The sequence below is a fragment of the Pseudoalteromonas sp. Scap06 genome, assembly GCF_013394165.1.
GTDB lineage: Bacteria > Pseudomonadota > Gammaproteobacteria > Enterobacterales > Alteromonadaceae > Pseudoalteromonas.
Genome location: NZ_CP041331.1, coordinates 74,882 through 97,722 on the forward strand (window position 1 = coordinate 74,882; position 22,841 = coordinate 97,722).

General features: G+C 39.3%; 20 protein-coding genes. 6 read left to right on the top strand and 14 right to left on the bottom strand.

Translation table 11 applies throughout. From position 1 onward, the window contains the following. Positions 1-37: 37 nt before the first annotated feature. Both FLM47_RS15880 and FLM47_RS15885 read right to left on the bottom strand, forming a co-directional pair. The gene (locus FLM47_RS15880; protein WP_178956926.1) at positions 38-3,211 is read right to left on the bottom strand and encodes a glycosyl hydrolase family 18 protein; all 3,174 of its coding nucleotides are present in this window, start codon (positions 3,209-3,211) and stop codon (positions 38-40) included. A 264-nt stretch (positions 3,212-3,475) separates the two neighbouring features. Further along, positions 3,476-5,980, bottom strand: a complete 2,505-nt coding sequence (locus tag FLM47_RS15885; protein WP_178956927.1) for a S8 family serine peptidase — start codon at positions 5,978-5,980, stop codon at positions 3,476-3,478. Between the two features lie 569 nt (positions 5,981-6,549). Between FLM47_RS15885 and FLM47_RS15890 the strand changes: the two genes are divergently transcribed. From FLM47_RS15890 to FLM47_RS15905, 4 genes are read left to right on the top strand one after another with little or no spacing between them, the layout of a single operon-like run. After that, entirely contained in the window at positions 6,550-8,058 is a 1,509-nt protein-coding gene (locus tag FLM47_RS15890; protein ID WP_178956928.1) for a curlin, read from the top strand. A 40-nt stretch (positions 8,059-8,098) separates the two neighbouring features. Beyond that, positions 8,099-8,491 carry a curli production assembly/transport protein CsgE gene (locus FLM47_RS15895; protein WP_178956929.1) on the top strand — a complete coding sequence of 131 codons (393 nt, stop codon included), beginning with the start codon at positions 8,099-8,101 and terminating at the stop codon, positions 8,489-8,491. Next, positions 8,485-8,907 carry a curli assembly protein CsgF gene (locus FLM47_RS15900; protein ID WP_138605903.1) on the top strand — a complete coding sequence of 141 codons (423 nt, stop codon included), beginning with the start codon at positions 8,485-8,487 and terminating at the stop codon, positions 8,905-8,907. Before FLM47_RS15895 ends, FLM47_RS15900 begins: the two co-directional genes overlap by 7 nt. Continuing rightward, positions 8,907-9,680: a CsgG/HfaB family protein gene (locus FLM47_RS15905; protein WP_138764900.1), complete on the top strand. Its 774-nt coding sequence runs from the start codon at positions 8,907-8,909 to the stop codon at positions 9,678-9,680. The genes FLM47_RS15900 and FLM47_RS15905 overlap by 1 nt, the downstream gene beginning before the upstream one ends. Positions 9,681-9,712: 32 nt before the next feature. On the opposite strand, the gene FLM47_RS15910 is transcribed toward FLM47_RS15905, so the two are convergent. The 4 genes from FLM47_RS15910 to FLM47_RS15925 form a co-directional block, all read right to left on the bottom strand. Then, the gene (locus tag FLM47_RS15910; protein WP_178956930.1) at positions 9,713-10,402 is read right to left on the bottom strand and encodes a LuxR C-terminal-related transcriptional regulator; all 690 of its coding nucleotides are present in this window, start codon (positions 10,400-10,402) and stop codon (positions 9,713-9,715) included. A gap of 111 nt (positions 10,403-10,513) precedes the next feature. Beyond that, positions 10,514-12,016, bottom strand: a complete 1,503-nt coding sequence (treF, locus tag FLM47_RS15915) for an alpha,alpha-trehalase TreF (RefSeq protein ID WP_178956931.1) — start codon at positions 12,014-12,016, stop codon at positions 10,514-10,516. Between the two features lie 15 nt (positions 12,017-12,031). Beyond that, a complete protein-coding gene (locus tag FLM47_RS15920; protein WP_178956932.1) occupies positions 12,032-13,270 on the bottom strand; it encodes a sugar MFS transporter in 1,239 nt (412 codons plus the stop codon). A 169-nt stretch (positions 13,271-13,439) separates the two neighbouring features. Then, positions 13,440-14,447, bottom strand: coding sequence for a LacI family DNA-binding transcriptional regulator (locus FLM47_RS15925; RefSeq protein ID WP_138594317.1), 1,008 nt, complete (start codon positions 14,445-14,447; stop codon positions 13,440-13,442). A 280-nt stretch (positions 14,448-14,727) separates the two neighbouring features. Between FLM47_RS15925 and FLM47_RS15930 the strand changes: the two genes are divergently transcribed. Continuing rightward, entirely contained in the window at positions 14,728-16,977 is a 2,250-nt protein-coding gene (locus FLM47_RS15930; RefSeq protein WP_178956933.1) for a TonB-dependent receptor, read from the top strand. A gap of 35 nt (positions 16,978-17,012) precedes the next feature. Here the strand turns inward: FLM47_RS15930 and FLM47_RS15935 are convergent, their stop codons facing one another. From FLM47_RS15935 to FLM47_RS15945, 3 genes are read right to left on the bottom strand one after another with little or no spacing between them, the layout of a single operon-like run. Then, positions 17,013-17,630: a GDSL-type esterase/lipase family protein gene (locus FLM47_RS15935; RefSeq protein WP_178956934.1), complete on the bottom strand. Its 618-nt coding sequence runs from the start codon at positions 17,628-17,630 to the stop codon at positions 17,013-17,015. Then, a complete protein-coding gene (locus tag FLM47_RS15940; protein ID WP_178956935.1) occupies positions 17,630-18,154 on the bottom strand; it encodes a DsrE family protein in 525 nt (174 codons plus the stop codon). The genes FLM47_RS15935 and FLM47_RS15940 overlap by 1 nt, the downstream gene beginning before the upstream one ends. 47 nt (positions 18,155-18,201) lie before the next feature. Further along, positions 18,202-18,666, bottom strand: coding sequence for a flavodoxin family protein (locus tag FLM47_RS15945; RefSeq protein WP_010389334.1), 465 nt, complete (start codon positions 18,664-18,666; stop codon positions 18,202-18,204). 98 nt (positions 18,667-18,764) lie between these two features. On the opposite strand from FLM47_RS15945, the gene soxR reads away from it, so the two are divergent. Next, positions 18,765-19,223 carry a redox-sensitive transcriptional activator SoxR gene (gene soxR, locus FLM47_RS15950; RefSeq protein ID WP_178957426.1) on the top strand — a complete coding sequence of 153 codons (459 nt, stop codon included), beginning with the start codon at positions 18,765-18,767 and terminating at the stop codon, positions 19,221-19,223. A 13-nt stretch (positions 19,224-19,236) separates the two neighbouring features. Here soxR and FLM47_RS15955 read toward each other — a convergent pair whose 3' ends face one another. The 5 genes from FLM47_RS15955 to FLM47_RS15975 all read right to left on the bottom strand — a co-directional run bounded on the left by FLM47_RS15955 (position 19,237) and on the right by FLM47_RS15975 (position 22,762). Continuing rightward, a complete protein-coding gene (locus FLM47_RS15955; protein ID WP_178956936.1) occupies positions 19,237-20,403 on the bottom strand; it encodes a lipase family protein in 1,167 nt (388 codons plus the stop codon). A 27-nt stretch (positions 20,404-20,430) separates the two neighbouring features. Beyond that, the gene (locus tag FLM47_RS15960; protein ID WP_306295544.1) at positions 20,431-20,928 is read right to left on the bottom strand and encodes a DUF6795 domain-containing protein; all 498 of its coding nucleotides are present in this window, start codon (positions 20,926-20,928) and stop codon (positions 20,431-20,433) included. A gap of 37 nt (positions 20,929-20,965) precedes the next feature. Next, complete coding sequence (locus FLM47_RS15965; RefSeq protein WP_178957428.1) at positions 20,966-21,475, bottom strand: DUF6795 domain-containing protein; 510 nt, start codon at positions 21,473-21,475, stop codon at positions 20,966-20,968. Positions 21,476-21,649: 174 nt separating this feature from the next. Continuing rightward, positions 21,650-22,435, bottom strand: a complete 786-nt coding sequence (locus FLM47_RS15970) for a hypothetical protein (protein ID WP_036955101.1) — start codon at positions 22,433-22,435, stop codon at positions 21,650-21,652. A gap of 60 nt (positions 22,436-22,495) precedes the next feature. Further along, positions 22,496-22,762: a hypothetical protein gene (locus FLM47_RS15975; RefSeq protein ID WP_178956937.1), complete on the bottom strand. Its 267-nt coding sequence runs from the start codon at positions 22,760-22,762 to the stop codon at positions 22,496-22,498. Between the last annotated feature and the right edge of the window lie 79 nt (positions 22,763-22,841).

The following is a 22,841-nucleotide window of genomic DNA, read 5'->3' on the forward strand; positions in this document are numbered from 1 at the left end:
GGGGCAAGCTCAGGCCTACCCCTCATTGTTTTGTAAATTACAGGCTACAACTTAAGGTCCAATCTGCTGTTGCACCCGGCTCAGAGGTTGTCCACCACTTGGCTTTATAAACTGCGTTGTTATGCACCATTAGATCGCCGCCAGCAGCATGACTTGGGTTGCCCGCCCAGTCTGTTTGAGGGAAGTTTGGATAAACAGGAATCGTGGCTATATCAACTCCTTCACACGTACCTACAGGGTCACCGCCACCGTTATCTGGATTGCCCGTGCCATCACCCGGTGTTGCATCTGGTAGCATTGGGTATTCAGCTTTGAATGCATAAGTTTTTCCATCTTTTTCAATGGTAAAGTTGCTAGGCCCAGTGATTGGCATGTAGTACATCACTTGTGCATTCACAGTTGCACCAGCGCTAAAGTCTTTTGGTTGACCGCCCCATTCATTGTTCAGTGTGATTGAGAAACGGTGGAACTCGTTCTCAAAACCGCCAATATTATTACCCGCTGCGTTCGAGCCATTTACTTCTACTGCCATGCCCAGTTTTTCTTGTGCATTCCAGTTAGATTTAAAAATAGCTGAAGTTGATACCGGCACATCAAATGAGATTTTTGCACCACTAAAATCAAGACTTGAGTTATTAGTAAATGCAAACGTTGGGCTGATTGGGTAATTATCATCACCAATTGGGAAGTCTTTTGCTGTAAATGTTACATCTACTGCTTCAGCAGGCACTGTAAAGTTTGGATTTCCGCCATGTACATCATATGCAACACCGCTTTGATTAAACTTATCGTATGCAAGTGAAGTAAGCGTTGACCCCATGAAGTACTCGCCTTTCGCTGTATCGTAGTCAAAGTCACCCGCCAGCTCCCAGAACATAATACCGCCAAGGCCATTGTTGATAACGTAATCAACTTTTGTTGCCATTGACTCTTCATCTTCCATTGAAAGGAATACTTTTTTATCTGCGTTCCATAACCAAGGGGCTACAGCAACGCTGTCATAGTGACGAGTGTAAGTACCTGTTAAGCGGTCATCGGCGTCGGTATCAGGTGTTAAGCCATACACGCCTAAATACGAGCCAACAATGCCGTTTTCAAGGTTTTTAACATGCCATAAAGGGTTTGAACCTGCTGGCATTTCTTGGCCTGCATCGTTCTTATCATGCCAAAGGTTATCGATACCTAGTGCACCATTACCGCATTTGTTTTTCTCACCTACGCCAGTACCTTTAGCGCAATCAGCTTGGTTTGGTAGTGCCGCTTGGCCCCATAAACCGTTTGTTCCACCTGATACATTTTTAAAGCCACGGGTGTAATAAGGCAAACCAATATTAATACGACCTGCTGACATCGCTCCGCGGAAGTAACGTACGGCCCAATCAGTATTTAAATACCCAATGCCTTCAAACTCTTTGGTACCATATACATTCCACTGCGTAAGCTCTGAATCAAGACCCGTGTCAAACAACGCAGCGTTGTGACCTACGTGCGAGTTCCATGCGCCATGTAAGTCATAAGACATGATATTTACATAATCGAGGTATTGAACCGCTTGGAAGGTTTCCATTCCACGAAGTAAATAGCCCGACGAAGGCGATGCAATAGTGAGTAAATAATGCTTACCAGCGGCTTCACCTGCACGGTCTAGCTCTTCTCGTACCTTTTTCATTAGCACTTGATATGAAGCATTCAACCCTGCACGACGTGCGTTAGAAATAGGAAAGTCATCTGGATGACCTGAATCATTCATTGATGATGGGTATTCATAGTCAATATCAACACCATCAAAACCATACTTTTCAATAAATTCAACAGCACTTTGTGCGAATGCATTAATGCCAGCATGATTGATTGAACCATCGGCATTAGTGGTCATAGTATAAAAACCACCGCTTTCAACACGGCCTGTTTCATCAAAGTAACCGCCGGTTTCAGCCCAACCGCCTACTGATATTAATGTTTTTACATCTGGATGTTGTTTTTTGTATTTGTTTAACAGATTAAAATGGCCTTTGTAGTTAAACTCAGGGTCCATTTCGGCACCAACAACACCTGGCCACTGCATGTTTGTTGCTGGGTTATTTACTGATGCTGGGTCGCCAATTGATACTTTATTGTTGGCATCAACATGGGCAAAGGCATAGTTGATATGGGTAATTTTATCCCAAGGAATATCGTTTACTAAATAGCTGGGTTGACCATTAGCGCCATTACGCCAGCTAGTAAAGTATCCAATTACACGGCGTGGATGATCTGGGCCCATGATCTCGCGACCATTTGCGTCATAAATCGTACAGTAAGGCGTGTTTACACCGGGAGTTTGATATAAACCTTGGGGACGACAGTCAGTGCCCGTAACTGGGCCTGTATTTTCATCAACAACCGTTAATACTTTTGTTACTTGCGCTGTTGCACCGTCGTTATCGGTCACCGTTAGGGTGAAAGTTGCCTGACCAAGTGCCGTTGCTTGCCATGCAAAACTGCTCGCTGGTGAGCTTGATTGATGAACATCCACCCCGTTTGCTGCAAAGCTCAGAGCCGTTACTTGGCCATCACTATCAGTTCCAGAAAGTGCAAACACCACCTGCGAACCAACAACCAGTTGATCCGGAAGCGTGCTAAATGAAATAGCGGCAACAGGTACTTGATTAACAGGGTCAACAACTACTGAATCACTAACGTTCAGCGTATTAACAACTTCTGCAGAGTTCGCTCCTTCATCGTCTGTTGCTACCGCGCTAATTTGATGTTCGCCCGTGATAGCTTGCCAGTTAACACTGAACGGCGCAGTGTTATCAACCGCTATGGAAATGCCGTCGACAAAAAACTCTACACCTGCAACCGAGCCATCTGAATCAGTTGCTTGCGCCAAAATGACAACGTTGTCTTTATCGTTAAATAAAGAACCATTCCCAGGTGTGATCTCAGTAATTATAGGCGACTGATTATCATTGACAGCGCTGTCACACGCACCTAAAAGTAACCATTCTTGATATTGACCGGTATTCTCCAAAGGGTTTGCTTGTGTCCACCACTTGGCTTCATACGCATTATTTTGTGCCTTTACTTGGCTTCCTGCTGTATGAGTTTGCCCTAACTCCCATGTCGTCAATGTACTGCAGTCTATTGATGCATATACATTTAAACTAAATGCACTTAGTGATAAGACACTTAATTTAAGGGCATTATTTATTATTTTCCGTGAGCTCATTAGCTCCTCCGCTTAGTGTGTTAAGAAATGCTATTGTCAGTTTCCATTTATGAAACTAGCATGAACAAAGTAAATATCAAGTAAATAAAGTGTAATTAATAAACAAAATAGATACAAATTGATTAATTAATAATATGAGGCTAGTGATTTATAACTACTATAAAAACTATTAAAATACCAAGTTCAATTAATAACATTTATTAATTGGGCATTAAAAAGCCCAGTGAAACTGGGCTTGGTTTACATTAGGAATGTATATTTTGCTTAATTAAATGAAACCGTAACAATATTCGAACATACGTTCTCAGAAACACATAACTTATAGTTATACGTTGATAATCTTGCGTTACGAACGTAGTCACGGTAACGGCCATTATCTGATACGGTATCTACTAGTTCGCCATTTCGGTATAAGCTAAGTGACTCAGCACCCACTTCTTCCCAGTTTAGCTCTACACGCATAGTATCAAGACGTGACTTATTAGCGCGTTTTAGAGTCAACTCAATTTCAACATCACTTACAACAACTGTTTGTGTGAATGTATCTGAGTTGTTTTCACTATCTGTTACAGTTAGTTCAACTTCATAACTACCTGATTCAGCGTAGGCATGAACAGGGTTTGCATCAGTTGAAGTTGCACCGTCACCAAAGTTCCAGCTCCACTGTGAAATGTCATCATTAACATCACGGCTTGTATCTGTAAATGTAGCAGTTAAACCTTGTGCTGAAACATTAAAGCCGGCTTCTGGTGGTTGTGGACTTACTTCACCAATAGCACTAAATGTAAGTGACCAACCATTGATATTACCCGTATCTGCGCCTGCTGTATCTTCAACATTAAGTGTCCAATCTCCAGTCGCTACCTCAGAATTAAATACCGTTGATGTAAATGACTTCACAATGTCGTCGTCACTGCCACCTTCATTGCTTTGTAAAGTAACCTCTGTACCTTGTGCTGAAATAAGTGTAAGCACTAAGTCACCAGACCAAGTATGCGTAATGTCTACATCAGCCGTGGTACCAAAGATAGTTAAATCATCGGCCACAGTAATAACAGAGCTTGCACCTTCAGGTGAGTTATCCGGAATCTCAACGCGTTCATTACTACTGTAAGTAAAGTCGTTCAAACCAGCAGGTTGCAGCATTAAGCTTACTGTTTGATCTTTAACTTGCTCGTCTGTTGAAGCAGTTACAGTAAAGTCATAATTACCCCACTGAGTATCGCTATTAGTTGCTACCGTTAATACAACCTCATCACCTGGACGAGCTGTAGTTGCGCTTAGCGATGCGTCAGTAAGATCAGCAGCCAAAGCAAGTGAAACGTCACCATCCCATTGTGCAACTGAACCAATTGTAAAGGTATAGGTAACCGTATCACCAACTGTTGCTTGTTGAGAAACAGGTGATACTGATAATTTAAACCCAGGAGTTGGATCAGCATCAATGACTGCTTGGTTAACATTTAGACGTGTACCTGCAACCGTTTTACCATTTAATGCCGCATTAGCATCACCACTAGACATAAGTAACTCTTTAAGCTCTAGTGATGTTAGATCTGGATTTACTGACAATACAAGTGCAGCAGCACCAGCTACATGTGGTGTTGCCATTGATGTGCCAGAATAGCTTGCATAACCGCCACCTGGAATGGTTGATAAAATAGCACTACCTGGCGCGCCCATATCAACACTGGTTAAACCCCATTGTGAAAAGCCAGACATATTGTCGCGACTATCAGTACTTGCAATAGATAATACATTGTCATTTTCATAATTAGATGGGTAATGAGGATTTACATCGTTGTCTACCGCATCATTACCAGCAGCAGCTACAAATAAAATATCAGCTTCTTCACTGGCAGTAATCGCATCAGCAAGTGCTTGGCTATAACCACCACCGCCCCAGCTATTGTTTAATACACGAAGGTTAACACCTGAGTTTTTAAGGCCTACCATGTAGTCAATACATTTAATAGCGCCAGATGTAGAACCTGTACCATCTGCAGCTAAAAACTTACAACCTGCAATAGATACATCATGGTTTACACCAACAATACCAACACCATTGTTACCACTGGCACCAATTGTACCTGATACATGTGTACCGTGGCCTTCGTCATCCATTGGGTCGCCAGCATCGGTAATCGCGTTAATACCGTGTACGTCATCAATATAACCGTTGCCGTCATTATCGATACCATCTCCAGCAATCTCACCGCTATTTACCCACGCATTCGCAGCTAAATCAGGATGGCTATAATCTACACCAGTATCAATAACACCTACAACAATATCACGGCTACCAGTTGAAATTGACCAAGCCTCAGGTGCATCAATATCTGCATCAACCGTACCACCAGTTTGGCCTTCGTTATTTAAGCCCCATAAATCTTCAAAGCGAGGATCATTAGTTGCGTTTGCTATGCTCACTCGGTAATCAGGCTCAACATACTCAATAGCTTGATGTGATTTTAAGCGCTCAATTGCTTCTTTAGCGCTCATTCCTGATATTTTAAATTTAGCGAGGCGGCCTGAAAATAACGAAGTGAAGTTATCATCAATTTCATCGTTATTTAGATCAGATATTTTGGCTTTTACTAACGAACGAGCTTGCTTACGCATTTCCGGCGAAGCATTCTTTTTATATTTAACAATAATTGAGTCACTACTCGCAGTAACTTTTTGAGTCGTACTGTTTACATCAGGCAATTTCGCCGCAGCTAAACAAGGTAAAAGTGCAAGTGTAATAATAGATAATTTTGTTTTCATCGTTTTATCCGTAATTAAGTTAACTTAGCTGTACTAAGTGGAAAATTTACGTATAAGAATTTAAGCAATCACGTGGCAAGTGCTAAGAAAACGGTTAAACAGCGACTAACTCAAGTAAAAAAAAAAAATAAGGTACAAAATCATTACTTTTAACTAGAAATACAGTGATAAAAACATAAAAAACATCCATTTTAATGAGCTAAACTCATTAATTTTAACATACCATTAACTCATTATTTTTTATTGGATTTTAGTGAGAAATAAATATAAATCCAAAATTTAATTTCAAGCCATTGAAACTAAACAGCTTTAAATACCATTAAAAAAGATGATTCAAAATAGGTTCATTGAAGAATACAGTGACTGAGCAGTTATGAAGTAGATAACAGTAAACATACTGTTCAAGCACTGAAAGCTAGATTCTACATTCATGATTAAAACCGCACCTTACGTTTAAGAATAAAAGTTAATCACACATTTAACAGCACGGCATGCTGTAACGACAAACACCTTATTAAAACTTAATAAACAACCAAGGTGTTTAATTTTGCATTTCAAGGAGAATAATAATGAAATTGAATAAATCACTTTTAAGCTGTGCTATTGCAATTGCAATGGGCGCAAGCTTTACAGCAAACGCAACTACAGAATCAAAAGCGGGTTCAACTTCTGAGCTTGCATCTAAAGTATCTGTAAGTAGCATTGAAAATGCCGTAACAGTTAAACAATCATTTTCTGATAATACAGCATTAGTATCTCAAGATGGGGATGGCAATACTGCACTAGCTACTGAAGTCGGTAACAATAACGATGTTAAAATAGCTCAATTACAAAATGGTAATTACGCCGAAGTTGAAACAACGGGTGATAACAACCAACAGACTTATGCGCAAGATGGTATCGCTAATGGTTTTATTACTCGTATTACGGGTGATCATAACGGCGTTTATGTTTCTCAATTAGGCCAAGGATTATTCCAGAATAATGAAGCAATCAATATTATCACCGGTAGCGACAATAATATTGACGTAGAACAAGGTGATGGCGGCCATTGGTTTTACAACATGGACATGAGAGGTAACGGCAACGAAATTATTTCATCTCAGTCAGGTATGTGGCAAGAGTTTGAAATACTTAGCTTATCTGGTGATGAAAACATCATTGAAATTGAACAAACAGACACGTGGAATGAATTTAAAATAGAGTCATTACGTGGCAACGAAAATGAAATTGATGTTAGCCAAGATGGCTCACGCAACATTGTTACATTCACTGATATAGCTGGTGATGCAAACGAAATAGCTATTGAACAAAGCAGCGGTGATAACAATACGATTACTTTTGCAGCCGTTACTGGCAATGATAATGAAATAAAACTAGACCAAGAAGGTTCAGATAATGCTATTGAATCTGGTCTTTTTGACGGTTCATTCAACGAAGTAACAGTTAATCAAGTTGGTGATGAGAACCTTGCAACAACTGAGCTAATGGGCGATAACAATGAGCTTACAGCAATGCAAGTTGGTAACACTAATGAAGTATACATGGGTGTAATTGGATCAAATAATGAATTTACAGTAACTCAAGTTAGTAATTCCAGCTCGGTTCATTTAGCTAATTTTAATGGTAATGGCAATGATGTTGACCTTAGCCAATCAGGTGGTGATGAAAACGCAATTTTAGTGCAGTCTTCATACCCTGATGTCTCACTTACATCAAACGATAACGATATTGATGTTAATCAAGTCGGTAACCAAAACGAAGCCATTGTTACACTAGCGGGTGTTCTTGATAGTAATGCAAACCAAATTGATATCGCTCAAAATGGTGATATCAACGTTATTGACTTAATGGTAGAGGGCAGTAATCACTCTATTGATATTGCACAACAAGGTGAGGGAAACTGGGTAGGTGGAACGGGAGATTCAGCGCTTTTACTAGGTGGTGAAAACGTTTCATTCTCTGTTACTCAAACAGGTAATTACAATACTGTTGAAGGTAACGTAATTGGCTTTAACAGTACATTCTCTGTCACGCAAATCGGTGATGGTAACACTGCAACAATTACACAAATGTAATTGATGAGAAAGGGAGAGTAACCCTCTCCCTTATTTAACTATGAAAAATAATAAATATAACTATTTTTTTATACTTTTAACTCTTTTTATTCCTTGTAGTAATGCCAGTGATGATTTAGAAATCGATGGATTACTTCTAAACAAAAGTATTAGCCGCTTTGGGTATCAATTTTATAGTGAATTTTCAAACTATTGGCGCGAATTCCCCTCAACAGCAGGCTTCAATGTAGAAATAAAAGAAACGGTTATACCCCGTGCTGGCACCAAATTAGTATTAATAATGAATAATAAGATAATTTATGCAACCCACTTGGGACGAAAGCTAGAGCCTTTGGACGAGCGGGTAGAGCAAGCAGTACATTCTGTAATGGACGCAATGGCGCGATCGAATATGCAAACAGCGAGTCCTGACATGGCATTGAACGGATGGTAACAATGAAAAAAATAGTATTAACAATAATAACGACTTTAAGCTTTTCAGTCTCCGCAACTGAAATTATTTACACCCCTATTAACCCGAGCTTTGGCGGCAACCCTCTCAATGCCAATATGCTGCTTAGTAAGGCACAAGCACAAAATAAGCATAAAGCGCCTGTGATCGAAAAAGGGTATGCAGAGCAATTTCAGGATTCATTAGAGCGAACATACTTAAATAGGATGGTGAGAGAAATCACCGACATGGCTTTTGGCGAAAATATTGAAGACAGTGTTTTTAACCAAGATTCAATATTTATGAGTGGTGATTATCAAATAGAAGTAATCACCAGTACAACCGACACTATCACGGTTAGAATAACAAATATAATTGATGACTCGGTTGTGGTTATCGAAGTACCGAGGTTTGGATAATGTATAAAGTAATTATAATAACAATCGCTCTTTCTCTTAGTGGTTGCTCTACTATGGGTAATTTAATTCCCCCATCAAAACAAAGTGCGGTAACGTTAGAGCCAACAGATGTTTTTTCTGACTTAAAAAGCTTACCTAAACCTGCAGGTAGCATTCCAGTTTCGGTTTATTCATTTCGCGATCAAACCGGTCAATATAAACCACAAACTAATGTTAGCTCGTTTTCAACGGCCGTCACTCAAGGTGCAAACTCTATTTTAGTGCAAGCATTACATGAGTCTGACTGGTTTACGCCGGTTGAACGTGAGGGTTTACAAAACATTTTGACTGAGCGAAAAATTATTAGAGCGGCACAAGCGACTAACCCTAATCAGAGCGAGCTTCCGCCATTAACCACCGCAAAAATTATTTTAGAAGGTGGCATAATTAGCTACGATACCAATGTAAAAACTGGCGGATTAGGAATGGAATACTTTGGGATTGGTGCCTCAGAGCTATATCGTGAAGATGCAATTTCAATTTATTTGCGTGCAGTCGATGTAAGAACTGGCCAAGTACTATTATCAGTAGCCACCAGCAAAAAAGTATTGAGCCAAGAAATGCGAGCAGGCTTCTTTAGATATGTTAGTTACAAACGTTTAGCCGAAGCCGAAGCTGGATTTAGTGATAACGAACCTATGAGTATTTGTGTGACACAAGCCATAGAAAAAGCGCTTACTGATTTAATTACTAAAGGCATAGATCGAGGACTTTGGGCTAAAAAACAAGCTTAAAAAATAAAAGGCTATGCAAATAGCCTTTTTATTTAATTATCTAATGGAAGTAATACCGAAATGTAGCGCTGTGCCCAATTTGCAAGCTCTATACGATTACGCGATTGAGTCTTTTTAAACGCACTATAAAGATGAGTTTTCACTGTGTGATCACTAATATTGAGTTTGTTCGCTATTTTATCGTTACTCGCACCCTGCGCTATTAATTGAATCACCGATTTTTCACGTTTGGTTAAGTTTTCGCAATCCGATTTACTAAGCACTATGTCGTCATGCAGTAAATTGTTAGATGAAGCTGCATTTAATATATCTTTGAATGCATCAGAAATCACTTTACGAGTAAACCATAGCTCGCCATCGGTTATTCTTACAAGCGCCTTAAAAATATCCTCTGCAGCATCTGAACTATAAAAAACACCATTGAAGTGATTTAATAATAAATTTTTCTCACACACAGCATTTGGCTCAACGTTAAATAAAATCACCTTATTTTGCTTAGCTAAACAGATTAATTCGGCAGGGATTAATGAGTGCCAATCCTTATCCGCACCATCAACGAGATAAAGTTCAAAGGTTTGACGTAACTCGACTTTAGGGAGTGAGTCATCCATTTTTATTTCATTAAAAAGCGCTTTTAAAGTGCTTATAATCGTTGTATAGCAAAATGAGTGAGAAGACGATTTAGGTGTTGTTTTAATAAAGGCAAATTTTTTACTTAACATAATTACCATCCCTGAAACAATTTCATTACATTACCTAAATCAACTACAAAACACAATGCTCTTTTGGTATAAGATTATCAGGGTGAATCCCTATAAAGCAGTTAAGGCAAATTAACTTTCAGTGAGCATATAAAAGCGCAATGTTACACCGTTAGTCCAACCAAATCCTTGTTGTACTTGATATTCCCCCCCGCTGGCTTTTTTTTGCGGTGTGCATACGTTATATTTTTCGAGCAAGCATTTATTTTCAATAAAATCTTGTTCTACCATTGTTAGCCAGTTTTTCATTATGCGTGTAGCTAATTGCTCTATACCATAATTACGCAAGCCTTTTACCGCAAACCATTGTAATGGAGCCCAGCCATTCGGGCTGTCCCATTGCTGTGGGGTATCAACAACAGTGGTTACAATGCCGCCTGCTTTTAAAAACTGCTCGCTCAATACGTTTGCAACCAGTTCAGCTTGCTGTTGCGAGGCCAAATTAACAAAAAGCGCGGTACTTGCCGCTGCACTTAAAATAGCAGACGGCTTAGATAACTTATGATTATAATCAACAAAAAAACGCTTCTCATTACTCCAAAGATATTGATTAATAAGCGACTTTCTTTTTACAGCATAGCTACTGTACGTTTGTGATTGTTGCTCATTGCCAAGCAATTTAAAATATTCACTAAGCTGATTTTCTAAATTGTACAGTAGGCAATTTAGATCTATAGGTACAATATCTGTCGTTTGAATTGAGTTTAGTAAGTTTGACTCGGCTAACCAGCGCGAGCTAAAATCCCAGCCAGACTCGCATGCGGCACGAATATTACGATAAAACTCAGGTTTTTTATCATCACTAAACCCTGATGCAAGCGCTAAGTCTTCTCTTAATGACTCTGCGCGAGGAGCCGCCTCATCATCCCAATAGCGATTTAATACCCCACCACATGGCATTGTTACCACGCGTTTTACACTTGTTTGCGCATCATCGAGTGTATCTGCTCCTTGCATCCAAAATGCGTGCTCTTTTCTTAAAGCTTCAACACACAATCTAAGCCAAGCTAAATTATGTGTTTTACTGTGAGTGTGCTGCCATAAAAGATCAACCATCAGCGCTAAAATAGGCGGTTGTGAACGCGATAAATAATAACTGCGGTTACCATTGGGAATACAGCCGTAATCATTAATTAAATCTATAAAATTCTGCAGCATGTCTTCTACTACATCACTTTTATCTGCATCAATTAAACCCAGCGCAGTAAAATAACTATCCCAATAATAAATTTCTTGAAAACGTCCACCAGGTACAATATAGCTGTGCTTTAAAGCGAGTAAAGAATTAGCTTTGGGTGTATCGGCTTCACGTCGAAGGCCGCTCCACAGTGAGTTTATGTAGCCTTTTACACTGGTGGTATTTGCAGCTGCTTTCATTGTTAATAAAGGCGTTGTTATAAAATGCGCATCAACAAAGTCTCTTAATTGAGTTTTATCAAGGGGTGCTATTTGCTCATACTGTATACAGGCACTTTGCCAATCAACACGCGCGGTTGCATCAGCAAACGTTTTACAGTCGCTAAATATGTGCTGTGTTTGTACATCTTTAAATAATTGGCTATTAAAAAAACTCATAACTGTCCTAATCTATTAACTATTGACTGCGTGTTGTGAAATGGCATGGGTGCGTTTTTTAAAAATAATCACGCTAATAAAAATTAAACTAATGGGCACAAGTGAAAGATAAAAAGCATGCTGGCCACTAAAGTGCTCAAATACATACCCGGTTATCACCGACCCTGTGGTGCCACCAAGTGCTGAAAACACAACGATTAACCCTGTCATTGCAGCATGTTGATGCTTTTGAAGCGCACTGAGCATGACTGAGTTGAGTACCGGATAAATGGGCGCCATAAAAAAGCCAATTAATGGCAAAACAAACGCCGCCAGAGGCGCATCAAATAAACTGTTCACCTCGTTTTTAGGTAAGTTTTCCGTTAGTGGTAAGGTAATAATAATCAACGCAGCCATAGCAACTAAACAACAGCTAAGTACAACAAACCAATGAATATGCTTTAATACTTGGCCCGCCACTAAGCGCCCTAAAGCAAGAGCTGCGGCAAAAATACTCGCTAGTTGAATACTAATGGCTACTGGTAATTGCAAAACTTGATTATTAAATGTAGGCAACCAAGTCCCTACCCCTTGCTCGATTAACACATACAAAAATGCACTAATAATAAAAATCAGCACTAACGGTTGATAGGTAAGTTTGAGCATAGCAATAAAGTCATTCCAACCAGAGTTGCTTTTTTGACCTTTAATAGCAGGTTTTATTGGTGCTATTACGACACTGATAATCACCAAAAGCGTAAGCGCTGCTAATAGGTAATAAACGTTCAACCAGGCATTGCTATCAACAGGGTCTATAAATGCGGTGAATACCCAATAGCCACTTAATACACCCACCATAAAAATGCCTTCTATCGTGTTTAGTAATGATGAGTGACTATTTGCACCCTCTGTCACTTGGCCAATAATTGAATAAACCGACACCTTAACGACCGCAAAACCACAACCCACAGCAGCAAATAACACTTTAAACATGTAAAATTCACTTATTACAGCTGTAAAAAAACACGCTATTGCGACAACTATCAGTGCTAGCAGCATTGCAAGCTTGTAGCCCAAACGCGGTATAAATGAAGCAACAACAAATGACATTATTGCAATTGATAAGTCTTTAAATCCCTCTAAAACCGACGCTTCTGTTTTGCTTACTCCTAGTGTGTTTATAGCCTGCAAAATAACAGTGCCTACGCTATTTAATAGTATTGCGAAAATAAAATAGCTTGCAGCAATTGCCAGTGTGATTTTTATTTTACTCATTGCTTGCCTCGTTTAGAGCGACATACGCCATAACTTTTATAAAGCAAATTACCCATAGCTGGTAAATTACCGTGTGTGTTAGTCAGTAAATCCAGAGTTTAGTGTAGAACAAATATCATTGCAATCGTTTGCATTTTAAATTTAACAATTAATATACATGCATACTAAGTTAACGTTTGCTTGACTGGCGAGTAATTAATTCTATATCAATAACTTGTGATTCGGCTTTTTCACCTGAAAACTGCTGTATTAACTTTTTAACTAACAAAGTCGCAGCAAATTGGGTGTTTTGTTTAATCGTAGAAAGAGAGGGATGGCTAATATCAGCCATGGCAATGTCATCAAATCCAACCAGTGCCACATCGTTGGGAATACTTACATAGCGCTCTTTCAGCGCTTTCATCGCCCCCAGTGCAACCATGTCACTACAGGCCATTATCGCGTCAAAATATAAACCTTTTTCACGTAATAACTGATTAATTGCTTGATACGCTGAGCGACTGGTAATATCAATGGATATAACATGCTGCTCAAGTTTATGAGTAGAAAGTGCAGCAGCGTAACCACGATGCCTTTCACTAATTTCACCATGCTCAGGATCGCCTAAAAATAAAATACTTTTAGCACCGTGTTCTATTAAATGAGCGGTCGCTTGCATTCCTCCTAAGTAGTTATCGCTGCCGACAATAGGATAATTGCTTTGTGTTTTTGGATCCCCCCATACAACTAAAGGAATACCCGCATCGGCAGCCGCTTCTATATTAGTTTGGCTTTTTCCTTGCCCCACAACAATAATACCGTCTGCTCGGCGGCCATTAATAAAGTAATTAGCCCAGTCATCTTGCGCCATAATAGAGTTAGATAACAACAACTCTAAACCCTGCTGATTAAGCGCAAGGTTAATTTCGCTCACTACCTTGAGTAAAAATGGATCGCTAATTGACTGCTCGGTTTGCTCATCAAGATTAATAATGACGGCAACAACATTGGTTTTTTGCGTACGTAAACGGCTAGCTGCCGTGTTAAGGCTAAAATTATGTTTTTTTGCAAGCTGCTGAAGCTTGTCGCGGGTTTCTTGTTTTATAAGCGGGTTATTATTCAGCGCGCGCGAAACCGTTGAGGTAGACACCCCTGCAAGCTTTGCTAAATCAGCTAATTTAATTTTTTTATTATTCATAAAACCCTAAACGCTCCACTTCGGCTGATGCTATATCTAACTTACTGACAATATAGCATTATTATTTTTTACTGGCTTGCCCATTAACTTAAAAGTTACGCTCTTGTGTAATTACGCTCAATAAAACAACAGCCCATATTAATAAATAATTTACAAATAAATATTGCAAACGTTTGCATTTATCTCTAGAGTTTCAATTTATACAGCTTGTTTACATTAAAATTTAATCAATCTCGCTGTAATACACACTGTTTAACACACTAAAAACGGGATCTCACACATGAAATTCAATAAAGCAAAAAGCATGCTAGCCTGTGCAATTACTTTAGCCCTAAGCACACACGCTGCTGTTGCAGCAGAACAAGCAAAAGAAAAAAAAGTTGAGCGAATTGTCGTTTCTGGTACCCCCGCAGGTGTTGGGATCAGAAAAATTGATGCCAGCTACGCAGTAACAAATATTGATTCATCACAAATTATAAAATTATCACCTAAAAGTACTGCTGACTTATTTAAAGCTGTTCCCGGTGTGTGGGTAGAAAGCTCTGGTGGTGAGTCTGGTGCCAACGTATTTGTACGTGGTTTTCCAGGAGGTGGTGATGCGCCATTTTTAACACTCAGTATTGAAGGCTCGCCAGTTTACCCTGCGCCTACTCTTTCATTTTTAGAAAACTCATCGTTATTTAGAATCGATGAAACGATTGAAACGATGGAAGCACTGCGTGGTGGTCCTAACCCTGTGCTATCCAATGGTCAGCCTGGTTTAACAACCAACTTTAGGTTAAAGCGTGGCAGTGAAGATACTCAAGGCTTATTTAAATACACCACCTCAGATTACGACTTACAACGGGTTGATGCTGTGCTAAGTGGTGAAATCACCGACGATCTATATTTTATGGTAGGCGGCTATGTTAAAAGCTCACCGGGTATTCGTGATGCAGGGTTTACCTCAGAAAAAGGAAGCCAATTTACAATTAACATTACTAAAGAGTTAGACAATGGCGAGCTTAACTTTTATACCCGTCAAACAGACGATCACGGTGCTTGGTACTTACCCACCCCATTAAACGTTGACGGTATTGACGCCCAGTATACTCAATTAGGCACACTTAACCGTCAAGCGACGATTTTTACCGGCCCAGATGCGCAAGCACACGATATTGACCTAGGTGATGGCCGAGGATGGGATGGCCATGTATCCGGCGGTAGCATTAAACTAGAATTTGATAATGGCTGGCAATTTATAGATCGTTTTAATATTACTAAAGGCGATGCCAATACATTTGGCCTAGTACCTAATGGTTCAGCAACGACAATTGGTGAAGTGGCTGACAATGGTCAAACGGCATTCGGTGCAGTGACTAACACCGAATATGCTAGTGACACCGCGATTCAGCAACTGGGTCGCTGGGTAGTATTAAAAGAAATAAGCTCGTTTACTAACGACTTAGCCTTTTCAAAGCAATTTGGCGATTTATCGGCCACTTTTGGTTATTACACCGCAAGCACATCTGCGAGCGATTGGTGGAGCTTAGGTAATACGGCGTATCACGTGCTGGAAGCCGGTGGTGAGTCATTAAATGGCATTGAATGTAACCAAAGCACTGACGGGTGTGGTTTTAATTACGATATTAGCTCAACAGGTGATGCACGCACCAATGCTTTTTACTTTACAGGCCAATACAAATTTGCAGATGCATTTACGCTTGATTTAGGTGTACGTAAAGAAAACCATGATGTGCAGTACAGTGTTGATGAAGACCTTGACGGTATTATCACTAAAACCGTTGATTACGATGAAAGTAAAACCTCATGGACAACCGGTTTAAACTATTCAATTAATGACGACATGGGCGTGTTTGCACGTGTTAACCGTGGTTATAAAATGCCATATTTTGATGACTTTAGAGATAACTTTGGCGCATACCAAGGGGGTGAAAAACTAATTAAAGAAGTAACGCAGGGCGAACTAGGTTACAAGCTTATTTCAGACTCTACCGACTTCTACGCCACCTTTTTTGTCAATGAAGTAAAAGGCGATACCTTTGTAAGTCGCCCGGGTGTACCGGCTGACATTTTAACCAACGAAGCGTATGGTGTTGAACTTGATTATAACTTTAATCATGAATCTGGCTTTTCTGTTAATTTAAATACCACATTACAACAGACCGAAATCACTGAAAGCCCTGAAAATAAAGGTAACGACGCACAGCGCCAACCTAAATGGCAAGTACGTGTAACACCAAGCTATGACTTTGAAGTAGACGGCATGTATGCCACTTTATATGGTACTTTGTCAGCAGTGGATGACCGCTTTGGTAATAACGAAAACACCGTGACACTTGATGGCTACGAAAAAGTAGACTTAGGTTTAATTGTTGAACCAGTCGAAGGCATTAAACTGCAATTAGCTGTAGATAACCTAACCGACGAGCAAGGTATCACTGAAGGCGACCCACGCAATGCCGACGCCCCCAATGGCCGTTACATTATGCCGCGTACAACACGCTTAAGTGTTAGTTACGAATTTTAATACACTCCCTAAGCAATAAATTAAAGCCGCTGTGTTTAATACACGGCGGCTTTTTTTATTATAGATATCAAACTATTAGCAAGCTCTCTATGCGCACTAACGGGTAAGTGTATGCCCTCTTTATTACATGGCTTTATCAGCGGATAACAATCTAAAAATACACACGTGTGACGATAGGCGACGGCTTTAAATTCAATAGATAATTGTTCAACTTTTTTACCTGCACCTGCGTAAATGCTTTTATAACTTCCCACTTCATGAACCGTGGGCGGGCTTATAATGATAATCTTTGGTATTGTTTTACAATGATAAAAGGCTTTAATGGCTAAAATTAACTCCTCAAGCGCTTTGCCAATATCGATAGCAGACAGTGCAAAACGTGCTTTTAAGTCATTAGTACCGAGTTGAATAATAACAACATCAACAGTGTGCGCTTCCAGATACGGTTTTAAATATTTAATGCCCGATTTATCTCCCATAAACGGGGGGTTATTGACTAAAGTACGATTAGGCTCCCCGGCTTCAATCACTTCAAAGCCGGTGCCCAACTGCTGCTTTAATAAAGTAGGCCAGCGTTCAATTTCGCTCAGCCGTTTGCCATCAACAGGAGAAATACCAAAGGTATTGGAATCACCAAAACACAGAATATTCATTAAAACGGATTCAATGTATAGCCTTGTTGTTGTAACTGGGCGTGGGCTGTCATCGCTGAAAGCGCCATTTTCACCCCAGGTATAAGCTGATCTGCTGCTACCTTCATATGCATTGCCGACTGCCCGCATACATATACCTGCGTGTTATTAGCAAGCAGCTGTTTAATTAAAGATTCGGTTTTGTTATCTTTGTCAAACCGAGCTTTATAATCACTGTTTTTCAGTACATCAACGCTGGCTCCACCGTGTACCACCAGCGCAAGCTGAATATTTTCTGGTTTTACGCCGTGAGCCACATGCATATTAATAAATCGCGCTAACGAATTAATATGATTATTTTGCACGCCCTTTTCAGCGCCTTTACCTACATCAAAAGCTATCTTGAACTGTGCTTGGTTTAAATCAGACACATGCTCGGGCACATTATAAAAATAACCATAGTCTTTAATAACAGGCGAAGGCTCTGCAGCAAGAGTACTAAAGCTAGCCAAAAGTAAGCTTGAGCCAATAAGTAACGTTTTCATACATCATCCTTTTTACTTTTTGTTTAGCCTAACGCTATTTAACGTGATTAACTAGCCTGAACATGTGAATGTGCTTTGAAAGTCATTCCTAAATAATTAAAGGTATGTTTAAACATATCGATAAATGCGTCTGGCGCAGAGGGAGATGCAGCATTAGACAACAGTGAAAACTGTTTTTGACGTAAAGTTCTAAGCTTCGGTTTTAACGCCTCATCATCCATGTAATCTGTGATCCTATCTATAAATGCTTTCATTTTTGGCGTGGTGTTATACCAGTACACAGGCGATGCGAACACCCAATGTTCGTAACGAAGTAACACTTCAAACAAATTATAAAAATCATCATTGTGATACTGCTTATCGTAGCGATAAGGTGAAATAACATAATCATCTAAGCAAAAAACAATGCCGCTTTGTTGCTTACTATAGGCATTAACTTGCGCGGTAGTATTGCCATTTTTACGTCCACTTGAATATATGATTGCGATATTGTGTGCTGATTTTTCTTGCATTGGGTTAGCTCCTTTTCTTATGATGGAGCAAAGCTTAAAACCTCAAGTTAAGTTCAGGTCAATAAGAAATAATTTAATTTTTAAAAGGAATTAAAGTGATGGCGGTACAAAAAAAGCTTACTGAAGCCAACTTAACGGTTGGGTTTGTCGCTAAACGCAGTGGCGTTAAGGTATCTACACTGCACTTTTACGAAAATAAAGGGCTAATACGCAGTTGGCGAAACAGTGGCAATCAACGACGCTTTAAACCAGATGTACTAAGGCGAGTAGCAGTTATAAAAGCAGCACAAGCGATGGGGATCACGCTCGAAGAAATTAAACAAACTCTGGCAACGTTACCAGAGCAGCGTACACCAACACAAAAAGACTGGTCTGCACTCTCAAAACAATGGCAAAAGAAACTTGATGAGCGTATTGCTTATATGCGACGTTTACGTGAACGGGTTGATGGCTGTATTGGCTGTGGGTGTTTATCAATGAGTAAGTGCCCTATTTATAACAAAGACGACCACTTAGGTGAAACCCAAAGTGGTGCCATTTTGTTAGAGCGAGATTAAGGCTTATAAAACCTTAATCTAGACCATTTAAGCCTTCTCGGGCAGCGCGATATAATGCCCCTAGAGTTGAGTCAAATACCGATTTTATAAAACTGTAAGTCAGCTCTACAGCTTTGCTAATAACTTTGCCAGCAAACACTAGCATGTGGCCGAGTAAACCTAAGGTTTGCGTTGCAAATGAGGCTGACGCTTTGGCTATTTTATCAAGCGTTCGCGCGAGCATATCGTAAAAAGTTAAGCCTGTACCTATGGCTGCTTGTGCTGCAACAGCACTGTAGTAGCCCGAATCTTTTAATAAGGTAACTAACGCAGCGCCAAGCTTATCTGCCCAGTGTGAACTAAATGAAGCTTGGTTTCTGTCTTCAAACTTTAAGCGTACCGGTGTGCTTAAAAAGTGGTTTGCTTTTACAGTTAAATTGCCCCAGTCATTACTGTTTGCGGTATTAACATAGCCTGGCGTACCGCTTAACTTGTGGGCTGCGCCTTTAAGGCCCTGACCATTATCAAGACGAATTTCTTGGCCATTGTAGGGCGTATGTGAAAATGGCCACAAAGGCACTTTTGTAACCGGATCAGCACCGTGTGTACAGCGGTATATTTTATCAATACGTGAGGTGGCAGCGCGTGAAAAGTTATCAAGCCCCACTCTTGGTGAGCCGAACGTATATAATTTAACCGGCAACGAATACTCTGCTTTTATCCAATCGGCTGAAAGCGTAGCCAATGCCCCGCCTAAACTGTGGCCAACAATATGCACACAGCCGGTTATTTTGTCTCGAATGTTAGCCGCTACAAACTCTTGTAGTGCAGGTTTCATACTATAAAAGGTTTTATTAAACCCAGCATGTACCATACTGCCGTTAGAGCCACCGCTTAACCCAAAATGTGCATCTGTTAGGCCATCTCTAAGAGAAGCCGTGCCACGAATAGTGATTACTGAATCACCTTGAAATGAATTTTTACCGTGTGCAACAAGGCCAAACCCAGTACTTAAACCAAATAAATGAGAGAAAAACCCGCCTGACACACCTTGTATGGATTTATTATTGATAGAAAAATCAAACTGATCTCGTAAGGATGCATGCAATAGCCCATTTAATAGTTTTGTATTTTTTAATTCTTTAGCATCATAAGCAAGTGATGCTAATTGGACTGCCTGAGTAGGTGTTAACGTATTCATTTTAAATCCTTTTATTGGTTTTAAACGTTAGAGCTTGCAGGTGGTAAAAACTGCAAATGTATGCTGCTTATTATCTTTAGCAGCTATATCAAACGTTTCTGGCTCATTTGCGATATCACAAACCAAATTACTTAAGTATTTGGTTAGCGTATCTTTATGCTCATAAGGAAATAGCCTAACAGCCCAAATAGTAACTTCCTTTGCATTCTCATCTAATGTGTATATGTGTTGTATAACAGATTCGTTGTCGAACATGTTTGATGGCTTTGATGTTTTGATAACTTTTTTAGGGAAAGAAAAACGACCATCACTACTTGTTGTTACTTCATCAATATATTCATCGCCATAATTTAGTCTACGAAATACCTTTTTACCAGCAACAGGTTGCTCATCAAAAAGCAAACGCCCTTCAACTGGAGCTGATAACACAAAATCTTCCTTACTAAAAAAACCAAACATATTTGCAAAAACCTGTGTTGTAGTAAATAAAATTAGAATAGCCACAACTACAATGAGTAATGGCAACTTAAACCGCTCCATCAAAAATATAATCTCCAATAAATCAAATGCATGCACCATATACCGTAAAGAAGTGCTCTGGCGCTTCTTCTATAGGTATGTCGTATGTTTGTGGGTCTTTGGCAATATCACACTCTAAGTCAGCGAGTAAGCTTTTTAGGGTATCACTCCCATCGTGCATAGACACGGTTATGTACCAAAGAACAACGCCCTCAGGCGTACCATTTTCTAAATAAACATGTTGAACCAGTGATTCATTATCAAACATGTTTGCAGGCTTACTCGTTTTTATAGATTTTTCTGTGAAGGTAAAAAAACCATTATCATCGGTTATTGCTTCATCTTTATATTCATCACCATAAGTAAGCGCACGTACAACCTTAGTATTTGCAATAGGCTGCCCTTCATCTAATAATTGCCCTTTTATCGGAGCCGATAAAACAAAATCTTGCTTATTAAAAAAACCAAATATATCTGCACAAGCCTGTGTTGTAGTAAAAATAATAGTAATAGATACAACTACCAAAAAGTAAGCTTTAAAACGCGATAACAAAATATACAAGCTCCAAACTATTAAACTCAAAATACACGTGTCGTATTGCTATTTAATGACGTTTTAAACTCTTAACTATCAGCGTTAATGAAATTGCCATTTCAACTAAAATTTATTCTAATTGGGTACAAAGTGTTCTGCAAGCATTTAGAGCAAAAAACAATCAATCCTTCCCTAAAAAAACAATTCATAAACCAGCTTACATATAATGCTAAACCCAAGTCCCATCATTAATATATAGCCATATAAAATAGCAATAGCGCCACCCGATGCATCCCCTATTTTGTCTATTTCGATACATGTAGAACACACTATAAAAAAGATAAAAAAGTTAGCAATTAAGCCTAATATATAAGCTTCGCCAAATAGTGGGGAAATACCGACTAATATAGCGCTTAGCATAATAAGTATGCCTGAAAGCGCCTCCTTTAAAGAAAACTTGTACTCAATAATTTTGAGCACTAAGGTCACGACCATTAATGCTAAAAAATAAACCGTAGGTTTAAACTGGCTATACAAATAATCCACACTAAACATTTGGCTAATCGTCAATGAGGGCTCTTTAGCTGGGCTTAAATCTTCTGTTATCGCGCTTGAAGCGTCATCGGTAAAAAAATACGCAGCCGCAACAATAATTAACTTTATCATTCCAAAAAAGATAAAACTGGCGACCATAAACCCTATTGAATCGTCTCTGGTCAATCGCTTGTTTGCTTTGCTTTCTACAATTTTAGCTAGCAATACACCCAATAAGCACACACTACCTAAATAAAGCAGCGCGACCCAAAACTGATCAAGATAAAAAACCGATAAGCCAGGGGCAATAAATAAAAACATTGAATCTTCATTATCTAACGAGCTTTTGGGCTTAACACTGTATTTTGACTGTTTAAATAGTGCTAAATAAACAAATAATGGCTGTAAAAACAGCATTAAAATGCAGGTGTTTATAAGAGTCATTTATCATCCTTGATTACAGCCAATACACTGCGCCGAGAGTATTGGCAATTACGAAACTAATTAAAGGTTTATTTTTTGCAGGTAGGTTTTAAGCTTTAATAAGCCTGACTCAAGCTCAAACTTTTGTATTTTAGGGTTTTTAAACTTAAACCCGTTTGAAATATGAGTATTGATCATCGTCGCCATGCCTTCAAAACCCACAGGGGCACTTGCAACTAAATCGCTCAATAGTGGTTGAATAAGCTCTTGATGCTCTTCAATTTTAGTTGGATCCTCGTAAATATCGTATACGAGGTTGGTTAGTGTTTGTTGGTGTTGTTGTTCCATAATAATTCTATAGCGCCTTAAGTTTGGCGTTTATAGCTCCTTTTTATTTCAATTAAATCTGTCATGCGAATATCAAAGT